We start from the raw sequence: 16575 nt of genomic DNA on the forward strand, positions 1-16575 counted from the left end.
GTGGTTTTAATTAAATTAATTTTAAGTCGTAAAGGCAATAATTTAAATTATTACATCAATTAATATTTAATTAAATAATATATATGATTAACTATAGGTGTATTATGGGAAATTAGATCTATGATATAATAGAATTTACTATGAAAATGTATTAAATTATAATAATAAAAACAAATAATCGTTTAAAATTACAATTCAAAATGTTTTATTTTTTTATTTATAATCTTAGAATTGCTTTAATTTTGAGGACTAAGGTTCATAAAACAATCTTGACTATTGGAAAAGAGAATTTATCCCGCCTAAGCCCACTCACATATAAAGGCTGCCAAAAACCTGACTATCAAAGATTACCTCCTATATACCAGATACTTAAAAAATGGCTAATGCTATCTTATCACAAACCTTTTTGAAGTAAGACCAATTCCAGTCCATATACCATCATTCATCTTCATCATTTCCTGTTACTAATTTCACACGTCACTAAAATGCTTTCTTTTTTGAAGGTATACCCGTATATTTTCAATTCTAGAACAAAGCTTTGATATACTCCATGAGACAAACCCATCTAACAATAGCCTTTTTTGCCATTTCAATACTCGCCAGTTTCTGTAGTCTGGCTCAGATTTCTGAAAGCCATTCAGATTTAGTATACCCGACTTCTTTTGTACATCCAGGAATTTTACAAAATCAAGCTGATTTGGATTATATGAAATCCCAGATCCAGAAAGGAATAGAGCCGTGGAAAACCAGTTTCGAAAACCTAAAAAAAGAGTCAACTGATGATTTTAAAGTACAGGCATTCACCCATGTGGTTAGGGGTTCTTACGGACGGCAAGGCCAAGGGCATAGAGAACTTTCTTCAAGTGCTAAAGAAGCCTACAGACAGGCATTGCTTTGGTACATTACAGAAGAGAAATCTCATGCTACAAAAGCCATTGAAATAATTGATGCATGGTCTACGCAATTATGGGATTTTGATGACAATGATGCAAAATTAATTGCGGCATTGACAGGGCAGTATTTCTTAAATGCAGCAGAAATATTAAGGTATAGCCATTCCGGATGGGACAAAGGTGAAATTGAGAAATTCGAGCAAGTTATGCTTACGGTTTTCTATCCATATATCAAGGATTTCTTCACAGAAGCCAATGGCAATTGGGATGCTGCCATGATCAATACCATGCTTGGCATAGGTATATTTACAGACCGACCTGATATTTTTAAAAGAGCAGTCGACAGGTATTTTTGGGGGCCCAATAACGGAGGAATTACCAAATACATCTACCCAAATGGTCAAATACAGGAAACAACCAGAGATTGGCCACATGTGCAATTAGGTCTCGGGGAATTTGCTAAAGCTGCCCAAATAGCCTGGACCCAAGGGGTAGACTTTTATACTGTAGCGGACAACAGGCTAGCGCTAGGCTTTGAATACACCACCAAGTTTATGCTTGGTGAGGAGGTACCTGTCTATGGCGATATTTCACAAAGAGGGCGTGGTGAATTTAGGGACATTTACGAGTCTGTCTATTCCCATTACACCAAAGTGAAGCAGGTCAATATGCCATATACTGGAAAAGCACTTGACTTAACAAGACCTAGTTCAACCTGGGGATTTCTAGAAGCCCACAGAGCACCTATTAAACAGGTTAATCACCTGGAGAGAGGGAAGAAACCTTTGCAAGCAGCAAGGGTAAAAACTGGTGCAAGTTTTGACTTGGAACAAATGAATTCAGAGGAATATATAAAAGTACTCCCAGGTCAGTCCATCCAAAAGGCAATAGATAAAGGAAGTCAATCTGGTAAAAAGGTCTTATTGGCAAAAGGCGAGCATGTGCTAATGGAAACCTTAAAATTACCAAGCAACACGCATTTAGAAGGGTCCGGTTTATCTACCATTCTCTTGCTTGATGAAGAGGTAAGTGGCCTTACCATGGGAAACCTTAGCCCTGAAGTTGAAAACATCAGGCTAAAGAATTTTGTAATTGAAGGTAGAACAAGTGCTGAACCAGAATATGACCCCAACCAAGGCAGAAGATCTCGTGCAAGACAATCCGCACCTAGAAGAGAGGGCTTGGTTTTAGCTGCTGATATACCAAACCAAATCCGAAACATTCAACTTGAAAACCTTACGGTAAGAAATTTCACCAAAAATGGGGTTTCTCTACGGGGAGTCACAGCCATTAGTATCACTAATTGTGATTTTAGTGACAACGGTTCCAATGTAGTACCAGGAAAAGGCCTGCACCATAACCTGCACCTGTTCCGTTCCGCGGACATTTCCATTAAAGAGAGTAGGTTTAGCAATTCACCTTGGGGTTCAGGAATCATGGCAAGTCTGTGTGAAAGTATTACCATAGAAAACAATGAAAGCAGCAGAAACAAATTGGATGGCATTCAGATCAATGAATCTCAAGCGATAGCGATTACAGAAAACCTATTGGAGGGAAATGATCGGAACGGATTGTTTTTAGAACAACTAGACCAAGGTAATCATCAATTAACAATCAATGACAACCTTATTCGCAATAATGGAGCATTGGGCATAAACTATAAAGAAAACCCTGAAGAAACCTGGGCTTATAATTTATTGCAACATAATAAAAGGGTTAACTCAGCCATTGTTCCAAATGACCTTTTCCTTGAGAAATGGAATAAAGTAGCTCAAAACCTAAATTTACCGGATGAGGTAAAAGACCAGAGCAACAACCCATTGTTAGCAGCGCGTTATTTACTTAATTATTTTCAAAATAGAACAAGGATAAAGCATCCCTCAGACAATGCACACTATTCCGGAAATCCCTCCCAAAAGGACATTAATCATGCTGAAAATGCTCTGAATCATGTTATGGTTGGTCAACCCGCTTACGCTTCTCAATTTGTTGGATGGGATATTGATTGGGAGAGTCAGCCTGTGAAGGACAAGGAATGGGTTTGGCAGCTAAACAGAATGGTGTTCTGGCAAAGTATGGGCAAGGTTTACAAAGAAAATCACGATGAAAGATTTGCCATCGAGTGGAACAAACAAATAATGGATTGGGTGATTAAAAACCCCAGAGACAAGGATCACCCCCTAGCATGGAGATCCATAGAGGCTGGTATTCGAGGCAACAGGTGGACCCACGTATTTAACAATTTTCTTCATTCACCAAATTTCAGTCCCGAAGCACTGGTTTTCTTTTTAAGCAGCGTTTATGACCATAGCGAATATTTGATGACTAAATACAGTTCTGGAAGCAACTGGGCCTTAATGGAGGCCGAAGGAATGGCATTTATTGCCATGACATTCCCTGAATTTACCGCATCAGACCAATGGTTGGATGAAGCTATAAAGCGGTTTAACAATGAAATACATGAACAAGTCTATCCTGATGGCCACCAAAGGGAACTGGCTTTTGGTTATCATATGGGAAGTATCAGTTGGTTCTTAAGGACTTATGAACTGGCTCAAATGAATGGAATGGGAAATCGTTTTTCGGAAGATTACCTAAGCTTGATCGAAAAAATGGCAGAAGTACCCATGAAACTTGCATTTCCAGATGGTACTTCGCCTCAGTTTGGAGATGCATGGACAGGTAACCCTGGACAGCATTATGAAAAACTACTAACTTGGGCAGCGCTTTTTGACAGACCTGATTTTCTGTATGTGGGTACTGAAGGAGAAAAAGGCATCAAACCCGAACAGACAGCATTTGCTTTCCCCCAAAGTGGATTGTACTCCATGAGAAGTGACTGGGATCCTTCAGCCATTTCATTGGTATTAAAATGTGGCCCAGATGGTGGTGGACATAGTCAGCCTGACAATGGCACCTTTGAGCTTTATGCAGGCGGAAGAAACCTCACACCAGACTCAGGGAGCTTTATCTATAGTGGCGATCCTGAAGGTAGGGCTTGGTTCAGGCAAAGCAAAGTGCATCAAACCCTCACCCTGAACGGGGAAAACATTGCTTATGCCCCAAAATTACTCCTTTGGCAACCGGGAGAGAAACACGATATCTTAGTGGTTGAAAATCAGAATTATGAAGGAATGGCGCATAGAAGAGCCGTAATTTTTTATAACAAATCTCTATTTATCATTATTGATGAAGCTTTAGGAAAGGATCAAGGTGTTCTTGACCTGAACTTCCAACTCGCTCCCGGGAAGGTGGAAATGGATGAGAATCAGCTTGCTGTTAAAACTTTGTTTGATGAGGGCTATAACCTTTCAATTAAAGCCCATGAGACCGAAGCGCTAAAGCTAAACCCAATGGAAGGTCAAGTATCCTTTATTTATACTAAGAAAGAGCCAAGGCCTGCATTTTCTTTTCAGAAAGATTGGAATGGTAAGGGAAAAGGCATGAGGTTCGTTACAAGTCTTGAACCTTTTAAAGGAACAACCCCTTCTGATGTGGATGTTAAAATAGCTTCAAAAACCAAAATTGGAAGCAAGAAAGTCACCTTGGAAATAACCAATAATGGAGAAAAAGAAAGCATAACCTATGTACTAGAGTAATTGAAATTAGAAGATGCAAAAGACAATGTGTTAATCAATATAATCTACATTGAATACAGCTTCTTGTTGGTCTATTTATTCCAAAATTTACGTTCGAACTTAGGGTCTAATTCTATTCTTTCCTCATCCAAAAAGTTGAAGGAAACATAAGGTCAATAGCATTGGGTTTTGACTTTTGGAATTCGGGAAAACGACCTCGGATTTTAGGTTTACGATTGCTTTTATATCCACAGGAATACTGCTAAATATCGACATAAATTCAATACCTAACATTCCTTAAATATTTTCAATTCCACCTTAAATCAGAACTTTGCTAAAAAAAATTCCCCCGACTTACAAAAGTCGGGGGAATTAGTATTACGCTATAATTAAATGCTACTTGATCAAAAAAACTGAGTCAATAGCAAGCAATTATTTAATACCCATCGTTTTGTGGGAAATCATTTTTAGTTCTATCAATTTGGCTCTGAGGAATAGGTCGAAGTGTATGGTACTCCTGAATATTAGGACCTCCATTTGGATTGTACAATCTCACTCTTTCCAACAGTTTTCCTGTTCTTTTCAAATCAGTCCATCTGTGTAATTCTCCAGCCAACTCTCTTCCTCTTTCGTCAAGAATCATGTCGATGTCAAGTTCAGAAGCAGTAATCAAAGGAATTTCCTCTCCACCTGGAAATTCAGCTCTTTTCCTAAGTGTGTTAAAATAAGTCACTGCTTCATCCATTTTACCTTGCATCATCAATGCTTCAGCAGCCATAAGGTAAGTTTCACCCAATCTCATGTACATATAATCCCTTCCATTATTTCTTTCATAAGGATAACGGTGTTTTTGTACAGTTGGAGAAAACACATCATTTCTGTCTTCAATAATAACCAACCTATAAGGTGCATTTGCTATTTCGTCTGCAGAAAATTCTCTCCTAATTGGATCATTGGTAAACCATGCTGCTGTATCTCCTATAGAGAATCCGGCAGGAATATTGGCTTCATCATTGTACATCCATGCTTCTTTGAAGGTAACGCTATATCTAGAATCATTTCTGATATGTAAGCCACCATTTCTATAATCATTTCCAAACAATGTAGTAAGTGTATAATCTGTTGGCCAGAAACGAGCAATCCCAACGTGGAACATATCATCTCCAATAAGACCTGGTAGTAACCATTGTCTTGGGCCTAGAAAACGTTGAAGTTCATTTCCAGGGTTGTTTACTTCTGTATTATCACCCCATTGAACAGACCAGATTACTTCATCGTGTCTTTGGTTAAAAGGATCGAAAATATCAGCATAGTTATCCAACAATTGATGTCTTCCTCCTTCAATTACCTTAATCGCAAGTTCTGCAGCTTTTTCATAGTTACCCATGGTCAAGTAAACCTTAGCCAATTGATTGGTTGCAGCATCATTTGTAGGTCTTCCGTACTGAACTTGTTCAATAGGAAGGTGTTCCATGCCATATTCCAAATCGTCGATAATAGCAGCATAAACCTCTTCTTCAGAAGTTCTGAACGCTTCCAATTCAACACCTGTAGTTTCTTCCAAAGTCAGGTGAATTGGGCCAAAATGCTGCACCAATACAAAATAATAATGAGCACGTAGAAACTTTGCTTCGGCTATCTTTTCCAATTTGGTAGTCTCATTCAGCCCTTCTATTCCATCAGCTCTTGAAATAACCGTATTGGCATAATTGATACCTTTGTAAAAATGTTCCCAAACCAATACATCACCAGCAGGTGAAAGCACAGTTGAGGCATTTAAACCTGGTCCATAATTATCCCATTCAGAGTTATAACTTTGCCCTTCCATGAACATATCTGTTCCAAACAGATTCATCAATAGTCCCGGCTCTCTTCCATAATACCACCTTAAGGGCACATAGGCACCAACCAATGCTTCATCCAATCCAGTTGCAGTGGAAAATTGCACATCAGCAACTGTATCTGTAATCATATTTTCTGTCAAGTCTGCACAACTTATGCAGGTACTAAAGACAGCTAATCCAAGTATATATTTTATTGTAGATTTCATCTTTTAGACATTAGTAGTTTAAAATCCAAGTTCAATACCGAACAAAATGGTTCTGTAATTTGGCATATCAAGATCTCTTGCCCCTTCAGGATCCAATCCAGGAAACTGAGTGAAAGTAAAAGGATTCTGGATTCCTGAATAAATTCTGGATTTTCTCAAGCCCCATCTGTCCAAAAGGTTATCAGGAAGACTGTAGCCTAGGGTAATGTTTCTAACCCTAACAAAACTTGCATCAAAATAACCCATAGGAGTAGAATAATCATGGCCACGCACCCTTGGTTGAGGATACTCGTCACTCGGATTATCTGGGGTCCAGTAATCTACATCTCTTGAGTTCAAGTTATATCCCCTTCTAAGGTTAAGCATACCCCCAAGAGAAGTTCCTCCTGCCTCACTGAAAATATTAATTCCCTGAGTGGTGTAGATAAAAAATGCAAAATCAAAATTGTTATACGTGATCCGGTTATTCAAACTTCCAGTCCAACTTGGAACATCAGAGCCCAAAAGCATTCTGTCATCTGCACCAATTTTACCATCGTTGTTAAGGTCATTTAATTTCATGTCACCAGGACTGGCACCATAAGAACTTGCAAGATCACGTTCTGATTCCTGCCAGATACCAACGAATTCCCAATCATAATAGACGTTAATTGGCTGTCCGATAAACCATAGGTTACCTGGATCATCTTCTTTTCCTCCGTATAACTCAGTAATTTCATTTTTATTGGCATGGAAAACCAAGTCCGTAGTCCATCTAAAACCACCTGGTCTTTTGGCTTCCACATTAACTATGGACACATTAAACTCAAAACCTCTGTTTCTGGTTGCACCAACATTTTCCAATGTACTTGCAAATCCTGAAGTTGGAGGCAATTGTCTGTTCATAAGTAGATCAATGGTTCTTTGTTGGTAAACGCCAACAGTACCCATTACTCTGCTATTCCAAAGGGAGAAATCAACTCCAATATCAATTTGTCTTGTTCTTTCCCATTTCAATTCAGAGTTCGCCAATTCAGCACTTTGGAAACCGAAAACTGATTGGTCACCAAAAGCATAACCAACTCTTTCCACTCTTCCTTGAGTTTGGTAAGGGTCAATCCCTGTGTTACCCACGTCACCGTAACTTGCACGTAATTTCAACTCATCAAACGTTGAGTTATTGCTAAGGAAATCCTCTTTATCCAACAACCATGCTAAAGCCATTGATGGAAAAAGACCATATTTATTTCCTTCTGCTAATCTAGATGAACCATCTACCCTACCAGTCATGGTAACAATGTATTTATCCTTCATTGAATAATTCAAACGAAGCATATAAGATTCAAGAGCCCATTCATTCAAATAAGAACTTCTTGAGGTGGTTTCCTCAGCAGTACCTATATTATGGTAACGTTGTTGTTCGAAAGGCAATCCTCTTACCGATACACCAGTTCCTGTTTCTCTTAAAGTCTGTACACTGTAAAGACCAGTAGCTCGAATTTTATGATCAGTGCCTAAATCTTTAGAATAATTGACAATGTTTTCATAAAGGATATTGCTGGTCTTACTATTGGATACACTAGCAGTAGAAGTTTGCCATTGGTGTGTTCCTCTATCATAATAAGTAAGGTCAGGAGCAAAATTGAACCTGTAAGTCAACCCGTCAATTATTTTCGCTTCCGCATAGACATTGGTAATGATACGGGTTCTATCTCTCCTGTCAATATATAAATCTCTATCTAGTGCCAAGGTTGGGAAACTCTCTCCAACGGCAAATTCACTTGAAAGGGCTCCTTCAGCTCTTGCTGGCCAATCCAATGGGCTTCTAAGAATAATGCTTCCGAAGTCTCCTCCTCTGTATTCCTCACTGGTGGTTACCTGAGCTGAAACACCAGCCTTGAAACGGCTGCTTATTTCTTGATCAAGGTTTAACCTTCCAACGAAACGAGAAAAATCATTATTGGAGACAATTGATTTGTGATCTAGGTAGGTTCCAGACAAAGCATACTTTGTATCTTCAGTTCCACCTCTAACACTTAATTGATGGTTTTGTTGAAAACCAGTTTTGAAGGCTTCTTCTTGCCAGTCTGTATCTACTCCATTTTGAATTCCTTCTAACTCCCAATCAAGAAACAATGCCTCATCGGTAGTGTAAGAACCTTGTTGTCTGGCAGCATCTCTTTGCATTTCAGTAAAAGTTTCAGCGTCCATCAAATCCACCTTATTGGATATGTTTTGAATACCTGCAGAAGCACTGTACTCAATCTGGGTTCCGCCTGCATATCCTCTTCTTGTAGTAATTAGTATTACTCCATTGGATCCCCTTGAACCATAAATGGCTGTAGCTGATGCATCTTTTAGTATTTCGATGGATTCAATATCCGATGGGTTAATATCCATTAGATTTCCAGCAATTGGAATACCATCCATAACGATCAATGGATCATTCCCTGCAACCAATGATCTTGCACCACGAATTCTTACTGTGGCACCAGCACCAGGTCTGTAACTATCAGCAACTACATCTACCCCTGCAGCTCTACCCTGAAGTAAACTCTCAAAGGAATAAGTAGGCTCACTAACAATGTCCTGACGACTAATGGAGGCGATCGATCCTGTTATCTCTCTTCTCTCAACAGAACCATACCCTACAACAACAAACTCATCCAAAGAAGATTCGTCTTCAGTTAAAGTAACGTTTATCTTCGTCTGATTTCCAACGTCAACTTTTACTGACTCATAACCAATAAAGGAAATAACCAAGACTGCTCCTGCTGGTGCGTCAATAGAGAAATTCCCATCCAGGTCTGTTGCCGTACCCGTTGTTGTGCCTTCTACTAAAATAGTAGCACCGGGTATAGGATTGCCATTGCCATCTACGATTGTACCCGTCACCAATTTTAGAAAAACTGGAGGAGCATTCGTTTTAACTGATGGATTCTTTTCAGCAACCGTTATTGTATTATTGATTTGCTTGAAAACAAGATTGCTATTTCTTGAAATTTCTTCAAGAATAGTCTCTAAGTCTGAATTGCTCAAACCAATATTTAAAACCAAATCTTTTTGAAGTGCATTTTCATATACAAAGTTAAAATCACTTTGTTTTTCTATCTCACTGAAAATGTCAACCAATTTTTCAGTTTCCGAAGAAAGACTGATTTTGGTCTCTTTCATTATTTGGGCATCTGAATTATATGCCCAACCTACCCCTAAACCAAGGTAAAATAGGCATCCAATGGAAAATATCCGCATAGTAATCCTCATAAAAAGGATGAGTAAATTTTTTTTCATAATTTTGTAATGGTTAAATATAATTCAATTTTAATGAATTGCTTATATTATTAGTGGCGCTATTGGAAGTAGCGTCACTTTTAGCAATTCCCTTTTCTTACTTTTAAGTGCTTCCCGTTTATCTCATAGGCAATTCCTGTAGCGTATTTAATTGATTCCATAATATCTTCTAGTGTCATCCTGGTATAGCTACCAGTCACCAAACATTTCATATTTTTATCACTTAATTCGACGGATTCTAATCCATACCAATTGGACAAAGTTATGAAGACTTCATTAATGGGTGTCTGGTTGAAAATTATCTTTCCATTAACCCAGGCAAATTTTACATCTGGGTTGATTTTTATTTTATTGCCTAGTCCAGTTTCTGTTTTGTAGGTCAACTGTTCGTTAGCAATTAAAAAATTATCCTCATTAACAATGTCTCCTGCTTCCTCTATTACTTTTACTTTCCCTTCTTTCACCGCAACTGTCTGCGGTTTTCCTTTATAAGCACTAACCGTAAAAGCTGTACCTAAAACACTGGTTTCTAAGCCATCTGTAACGACAACAAAAGGATTTTCAGGATCTTTTACAACTTCAAAAAATGCCTCTCCCTCAAGGTATACTTTACGATTGGCCGAAAACTGTTTGCTGACTTCCACCTTACTCCCTCCATTTAAAAATATTACTGACCCATCTGCCAAAGTAAGTTTTCTCCTCACTCCTCTGGGATTGATAAATTTTTCAAAACGCTCTTCAACTAGCTTTTCCTCAACGGGTAGTTCAATGTTATTCAAATTATACATCTCAAATATCCCTAAAAACACCACCATAAATGCCGCTGCCCAGCCAATCCAATTGTACTCTATTTTTGAGTGGCGTTGAGGCTTAATCTTCGACATTAAAATTTTTAAATTTTCTTCTTTCCTGGTGTCCAGGACTTCTTTATTCCCAACTTCTAACCCTTCATACCAATTGTTTAAAATTAGTCTTTCCTCCGGACTTAGTTTATCTTCTAATTCCTTCTTTATTAGTTGCGAAATATGATTTGGAATATTCATAATTAACCTTCTATATATACTAAGTGTCAAAAACAGTAACCTACTACCTAATAAATTTATTTATTTTTTGCTTTTAATGAAAAATTCACCTTTTGATAACATCAAAGACAGGTGAACTAAGGGAAATTCTTAACAGAAAAATTAACCGCAAAGATAATTTTTTATCTCTGCACGTATAAAAAGTAACGAAAGGTGAATCTTATTGTGAACTGTTTGAGGGGCAATCTGAAGTTGAGCCGCAATTTCTTTGGTGGAAAGCTGCTGGTATCGGCTAAGTTTAAAAGTTTCTTTTTGACCCGCTGGCAATTTATCAATGGCCACTTCTATTTTCTCATACAATTCCTCAAATTCTAAAATTCTAGGAACCTCTGATTGAACCAGCACTTCATCAATCAAAGAAATATCACAAAGTTCTTTTCTTTTATAAATTACTTTGTAGACTTTGTACTTTACTGCTGTGAGCAAATAAACTTTTAAGTTTTTTTGCACCGTCAGCTCTTTTCTATTGTTCCAAATGGTTAAAAAAATATCCTGAACCAAATCTTCGGCCTCTGAGGAATCTCCTAATTTAGCGTAAGCTTGCCTTACTAAAAGGTCCCAATATTTATTGTAAATGGCCTCAAATGCTTTCACATTGCCTTTGGCCATACCTTTTAACAATAATATATCAGCGTTATTCATTTTATTCAATGTAGGATTCCCCTTGCTAAACCCTTCCAATTTATAGCAACATTTCCTAGTTTCCAATTAACTTTTAGGGAACTGGGTAGAAAATTTAAGAATTCAGTGGTTTTTAATCTAGAATTTAACTGCCCCCCCATAAATTTAACCATCAAACTATCGAATCGAGTGAATGATCTGATAATTTAGTTACCCAAATCCGAAGTGTACCAAAATCAAGTTTCAAACGCCTAAAAAAAGGCTGTGAAAAAATAAATCGACTCGGGTTTTACATCATTTTAGGCTTTAACTTTTTGTAATATAAGGATAGCTATCATCTCTATTAGTCTTTAAGCAATGTTGAAGTACTATTCTAATTTGGTAAAATGGGGGTATTTTATCTTTTGTTTAAATTAAAACATTGCCTATTATATAAAACCCTGATTTGGTTCTGTATTTTTGCTGATTGGTAATTATTGCGCAAAATTAGTTTGATTCAATAGGGTATGGCAAAAGAAATAAGGGAAATAGGCGAAAAAAATAAAATTGAAAAAGAGCTTGTTATCAAGGTTTCGAAAATGAAACCAGTAATAAAGCCTACAATACCGCATCGTCATGAAGGATACCATGAATTGATATTTTTAAATAAAGGGGCAGGTTATCACATAGTAGACGATACCAAGCATGAAGTGCTTCCACCCGTAGGGTTTTATTTAAACCAAGGCCAAGTCCATTGCTGGGACTTCTCAAAAATCCCAGAAGGCTATGTAGTCATGTTCAAAGAGGAAGCCCTCGCCAACTACCCTTCCGCTTTAGACAATCTTTTTAGGCTCCGCGACATATTCAACATGCCTCGACAAGCAAACACCTTAATGGACCATTTAAATATTTTCTACTTGGACTATAAAGCTGACGAACCTTTAGAATTACTGTCTGCCCACCTTAATACCTTAATTTTAAAGACAGTGCATTTACCCTCCCTTAAAGACCATATTCACCCAAGTTTCATCAGTGAATTTAGCATGCTAAAAAAATTACTCAATGAAAATTATTTAACCCTCAGAACTTCAGAAGAATACGCCAATTTAATGAACCTAAGTAGTCGCAAACTCAATCAAATTTGTCAAGCTGCTGCTGGATGCAACGCCATAGAAATCATAAAAGAACGCTTATTAATAGCTTCCAAAAACCTACTTACCCACACCAATTTCTCTGTAAATGAGGTGGCCTTTCAATTGAACTTTTCAGATGCTTCGAATTTTATTAAATTCTTTAAATCTCAAACAACTTTAACGCCTATGGAATATCGTGCTAGGTTATTGTCATAAAATCACCATTATTGGTAAAAATATACCACGCTAATAACGGAATTACTAGCTTATTTTGCATCTAAAGCAATAAAACTGATGAAAACAGCCCAACTACTCCTTTTAAATTTACTTTTTTTCAACTGCGTCTATGCCCAAACAGGTATAAACGGGACACTTAAAGACGCCAAGGAAAATACTCCCATTGAATATGGAAGCATTGGTCTATTCTCCCCTGCTGACTCCAGTCTCATTAATGGTAGCGTCACCGCTCCTGATGGTACTTTTGAATTAAAAGGCGTTAAACCAGGAGATTATTACCTAAGCATTCAATTTATGGGTTATAAGAAGCTTATCGTAACACCGGTAAATATTAGTAGAGGAAAGCTCCTTAACTTAGGTACTCTGTTTATCTCCCCTGATGAGCAATTGCTAGAAATGGTGGAAGTATCTGGTTCCCGGTTTACAACCATGCACAAGGTAGACCGTCAGGTTTTTGAATCCTCTGAATTCCTTTCGGGGAAAGGTGGAAACGGGATTGACCTTATAAGAAACCTCCCTTCAGTAACCATTAATGCTGAAGGTGAACTTTCTGTAAGAGGGACTACTGGATTTGTGGTCATGTTGAATGGTAAACCTATTCAATCAGACCCTTCCATAATCCTCAGTCAATTGCCCGCCAATGCCATTAAAAACATTGAAGTGGTAACAGCTCCATCTGCCAAGTATGACCCTGAAGGAAAGGCCGGAATCATTAATATAACTACAGAAAAGGGTGCAACAGACGGTACCTACATTCAAGTAAACACCAGGATAGGCCTACCAAGTATTCAAGATTATGACAACAAGGAAAAGCCACAAAGATATGGGGCGGACTTCACTATCAACCACAAAAAAGATGAATGGGACTTGTCTTTTGGTGCAAGTTATTTAAGAAATGACATCAATGGCCGCAGGGAAGGCGAGGTGTATACTATAATTGATGACAAAACTACTTTCTTTCCCTCAGACGGTGAGCGGGGTTTTGACGAGGAATCCTATTCCGGTAGGTTTACCCTTGGATTTGTACCCGATGAAAAGAATAATTTCAGCTTGGGTTTTTACGGAGGAATAAGAAGCAAAGACAGAACTGCTGATATCATCTACTACGACAATCATGCATTGGTAAATGAAGAGAGAGTTTACACCATGCAGTATTACAATGAGAATTTAAGGATTAGGACAAGTGATTTTGCATTAGGTAGTTTTGATTATGTCCATACTTTTGATAATAAAGCCTCACTCTCTACCTCTTTTCTATATGAATACACCATGCTGGGAGGCCCTACTACAAACCGGAATCTGGGCTATCCAAATACTTCGTTTATTTATCAGGATGAATACAACACCAATGATAACCCACTTAATGGAATACGCTGGCAAACTGATTACAAAGCCAAACCTCAGACTTGGGGAACTTTAGAAGTTGGCTACCAATTCAGAAGCCTAAATCACAAGGGCGATTTTGTTTATGAAAGGAAAAGCAGTGAGGGCGAATTTGAGCTTGTACCTGAGTTTTCTTCAAATGTGGATTTGAAGAGGTTGATCCATTCGGCCTATGGTCAGGTAAATGGAATTCAGGGCAAATGGAATTATACTGCTGGCTTGAGACTGGAATACATGGACAGGTCTCTTCATCTACAGGACAAGGGAAACACGGTGGACAGCACCTACACCTACGATTTTTTAAAACCTTATCCATCTGCCAATATCCAATACAGTGCAAATGAAGATTTATATTTTAAAGCTGCTTACAGTAGAAGAGTAGAGCGAACCACTACCTTCAAAATGAATCCATTTCCTGAAAGAGAGCATTCCGAGACCCTGGAACAAGGTGACCCAACCTTGCTGCCAGAATTTATAGACTTGGTAGAAGCCGGTATGGTACAGGATTTTGGTGAAAACAGTTTTTACGCCACTGCTTACTATAGAAATGTAAAAAACTTAGTGAACAGAGTAAATACTATATACAACGACACTATCTTAAACCGGATTTATTCCAATGTAGGAACTGGTAGATCGCTTGGTTTAGAATTAGGTCTTGAATTGAATCCTACAGCAAAATGGAAGGTATTTGCAGGCGGCAATTTATACCAATATCAGATTAATGGTCAATTTAATGAAAGACCCATTGATACTTCAGCATGGGTATACTCTATAAATGCCAACACCAGCTATGCTTTTACATCCACGTTTAGTTTACAATGGTCGCTTAATTACCTGTCCAAAAAAATCACTGCCCAAGGTGAAGACTCAAGATTTATTTCACCAAATCTAGTAGCAAAGAAATCCTTCTTTGGAGACCGATTTAGCGCCACCCTCCAATGGCTCAATATGGACATGGGATTGTTACCTACCAACGAGCAAAGAATAACCACCTGGCGAGAAGGTGAATTCTACACAACGACCAATTACGTTTTAGAAGTGGATATGTTTATGTTAAACCTAAGCTATACCATTAACCCTGGAAGAAATAAATCACGTTTTGTGAAGAGTGAATTTGGAGACAAAGAGTTTTAAAAACAGTAGGTATAAGATCCTAAAGGATGGTCATTCTTCCTTTAGGATCTGGCCTAACAACTTCAACTCTTGCTCTAGCTTATCTGACCAGGGCAACCCATAATTCAAGCGCAGGCAATTGTGAAACTGGCTCTGTAAGGTAAACATTCGACCAGGTGCTATACTGATACCTCTGGACAATACTTTATCAAATAATTTCCCTGTATCCCATTTTTTATCCAATTCCACCCAGAGAACAAAACCTCCTTGTGGTCTGCTTATTTTAGTCCCCTCAGGGAAATAATCTGCAATTGTTCTTATAAAATGTAGCGAGTTGCTGTACAATGTTGCCCTAAGTTGTCTTAAATGTTTTTCATAATAGTCATTTTCTAAAAACAAACCGATAGCTTCTTGTGTAACTGTGGTACCGGAAATAGAATGAAACAGTTTAAGTTTTAAAATAGACTTTATAAATTTACCCGGTGCCATCCACCCTACCCTATAACCTGGAGCAAGGGTTTTGGACACAGATCCACACCATAAAACAATGCCTTCCTTGTCGAAGGCTTTGCAAGGTTTTGGCCGGCTAGTACCAAAATAAACATCCCCATACAGGTCATCTTCTATCAAGGGTATATTGTGTTGGGTCAGTATTTCTACCACCGACTTCTTATTTTCCTCCGGCATGCAGCTTCCAAGAGGATTATTAAAATTACTTACGAGCAAGCAAATGTCAATCTCCCCAATTAAGGACTCCAAATCATGAGGTAAAACGCCAAATTCTGGATTGGTTGGTAATTCCACCACTTTTAGGCCCATGTTTTTGGCCAATTGTAAAATCCCAAAATACACAGGACTCTCTACTCCTATTCGGTCTCCAGGTTTGGTTAAGGCCATAAATGCCAAAGAAATTGCATGCATGGCTCCTGAGGTAGTTACCAATTCATCCACCCCAAGATTCCCTCCCCAGGTAAAGGACCATTTGGAAACATTCTTTCGCAGGCGAAGGTTGCCTTGAATATCATCATATCCTGTACCTCCAGCACTAAGGGTTTTGGCTGCCGTCTGAAGGCATTTATTCAACCTGGCCACGGGAAAAAAAGATTCATCAGGTACACTCAAAGCCATTTGCGTAATATTCTTATTGACAAAGTTTGAAAAAACCTTTCCTATTAAGCCATCCTCTTTTTCTGGTGCACTATTTATCCTGGGACTACTGGCCATAGGCATAGGCAG

At 38.2% G+C, this 16575-nt stretch carries 8 protein-coding genes; 3 read left to right on the forward strand and 5 right to left on the reverse strand.

Annotated features, from left to right (window positions below; translation table 11 throughout):
• Nucleotides 1-550: 550 nt before the first annotated feature.
• The gene (locus tag ADICYQ_RS25605) at nt 551-4492 is read left to right on the forward strand and encodes a heparinase II/III family protein (RefSeq protein WP_020890976.1); all 3942 of its coding nucleotides are present in this window, start codon (nt 551-553) and stop codon (nt 4490-4492) included.
• Nucleotides 4493-4907: 415 nt separating this feature from the next.
• Here the strand turns inward: ADICYQ_RS25605 and ADICYQ_RS00835 are convergent, their stop codons facing one another.
• The 4 genes from ADICYQ_RS00835 to ADICYQ_RS00850 all read right to left on the reverse strand — a co-directional run bounded on the left by ADICYQ_RS00835 (nt 4908) and on the right by ADICYQ_RS00850 (nt 11515).
• The gene (locus tag ADICYQ_RS00835; protein ID WP_040413735.1) at nt 4908-6521 is read right to left on the reverse strand and encodes a RagB/SusD family nutrient uptake outer membrane protein; all 1614 of its coding nucleotides are present in this window, start codon (nt 6519-6521) and stop codon (nt 4908-4910) included.
• Nucleotides 6522-6539: 18 nt separating this feature from the next.
• Nucleotides 6540-9791, reverse strand: a complete 3252-nt coding sequence (locus tag ADICYQ_RS00840) for a SusC/RagA family TonB-linked outer membrane protein (protein ID WP_051160079.1) — start codon at nt 9789-9791, stop codon at nt 6540-6542.
• A gap of 80 nt (nt 9792-9871) precedes the next feature.
• Nucleotides 9872-10834, reverse strand: coding sequence for a FecR family protein (locus ADICYQ_RS00845; protein ID WP_020890980.1), 963 nt, complete (start codon nt 10832-10834; stop codon nt 9872-9874).
• A 141-nt stretch (nt 10835-10975) separates the two neighbouring features.
• Nucleotides 10976-11515, reverse strand: coding sequence for an RNA polymerase sigma factor (locus tag ADICYQ_RS00850; RefSeq protein WP_020890981.1), 540 nt, complete (start codon nt 11513-11515; stop codon nt 10976-10978).
• Between the two features lie 485 nt (nt 11516-12000).
• On the opposite strand from ADICYQ_RS00850, the gene ADICYQ_RS00855 reads away from it, so the two are divergent.
• Nucleotides 12001-12822 carry a helix-turn-helix domain-containing protein gene (locus ADICYQ_RS00855; protein ID WP_020890982.1) on the forward strand — a complete coding sequence of 274 codons (822 nt, stop codon included), beginning with the start codon at nt 12001-12003 and terminating at the stop codon, nt 12820-12822.
• 78 nt (nt 12823-12900) lie between these two features.
• Complete coding sequence (locus tag ADICYQ_RS00860; protein ID WP_020890983.1) at nt 12901-15360, forward strand: TonB-dependent receptor; 2460 nt, start codon at nt 12901-12903, stop codon at nt 15358-15360.
• A gap of 30 nt (nt 15361-15390) precedes the next feature.
• On the opposite strand, the gene ADICYQ_RS00865 is transcribed toward ADICYQ_RS00860, so the two are convergent.
• A complete protein-coding gene (locus ADICYQ_RS00865; RefSeq protein WP_200861866.1) occupies nt 15391-16563 on the reverse strand; it encodes an aminotransferase-like domain-containing protein in 1173 nt (390 codons plus the stop codon).
• Nucleotides 16564-16575: the final 12 nt, after the last annotated feature.

It is taken from the genome of Cyclobacterium qasimii M12-11B, from assembly GCF_000427295.1.
GTDB classification, from domain to species: domain Bacteria; phylum Bacteroidota; class Bacteroidia; order Cytophagales; family Cyclobacteriaceae; genus Cyclobacterium; species Cyclobacterium qasimii.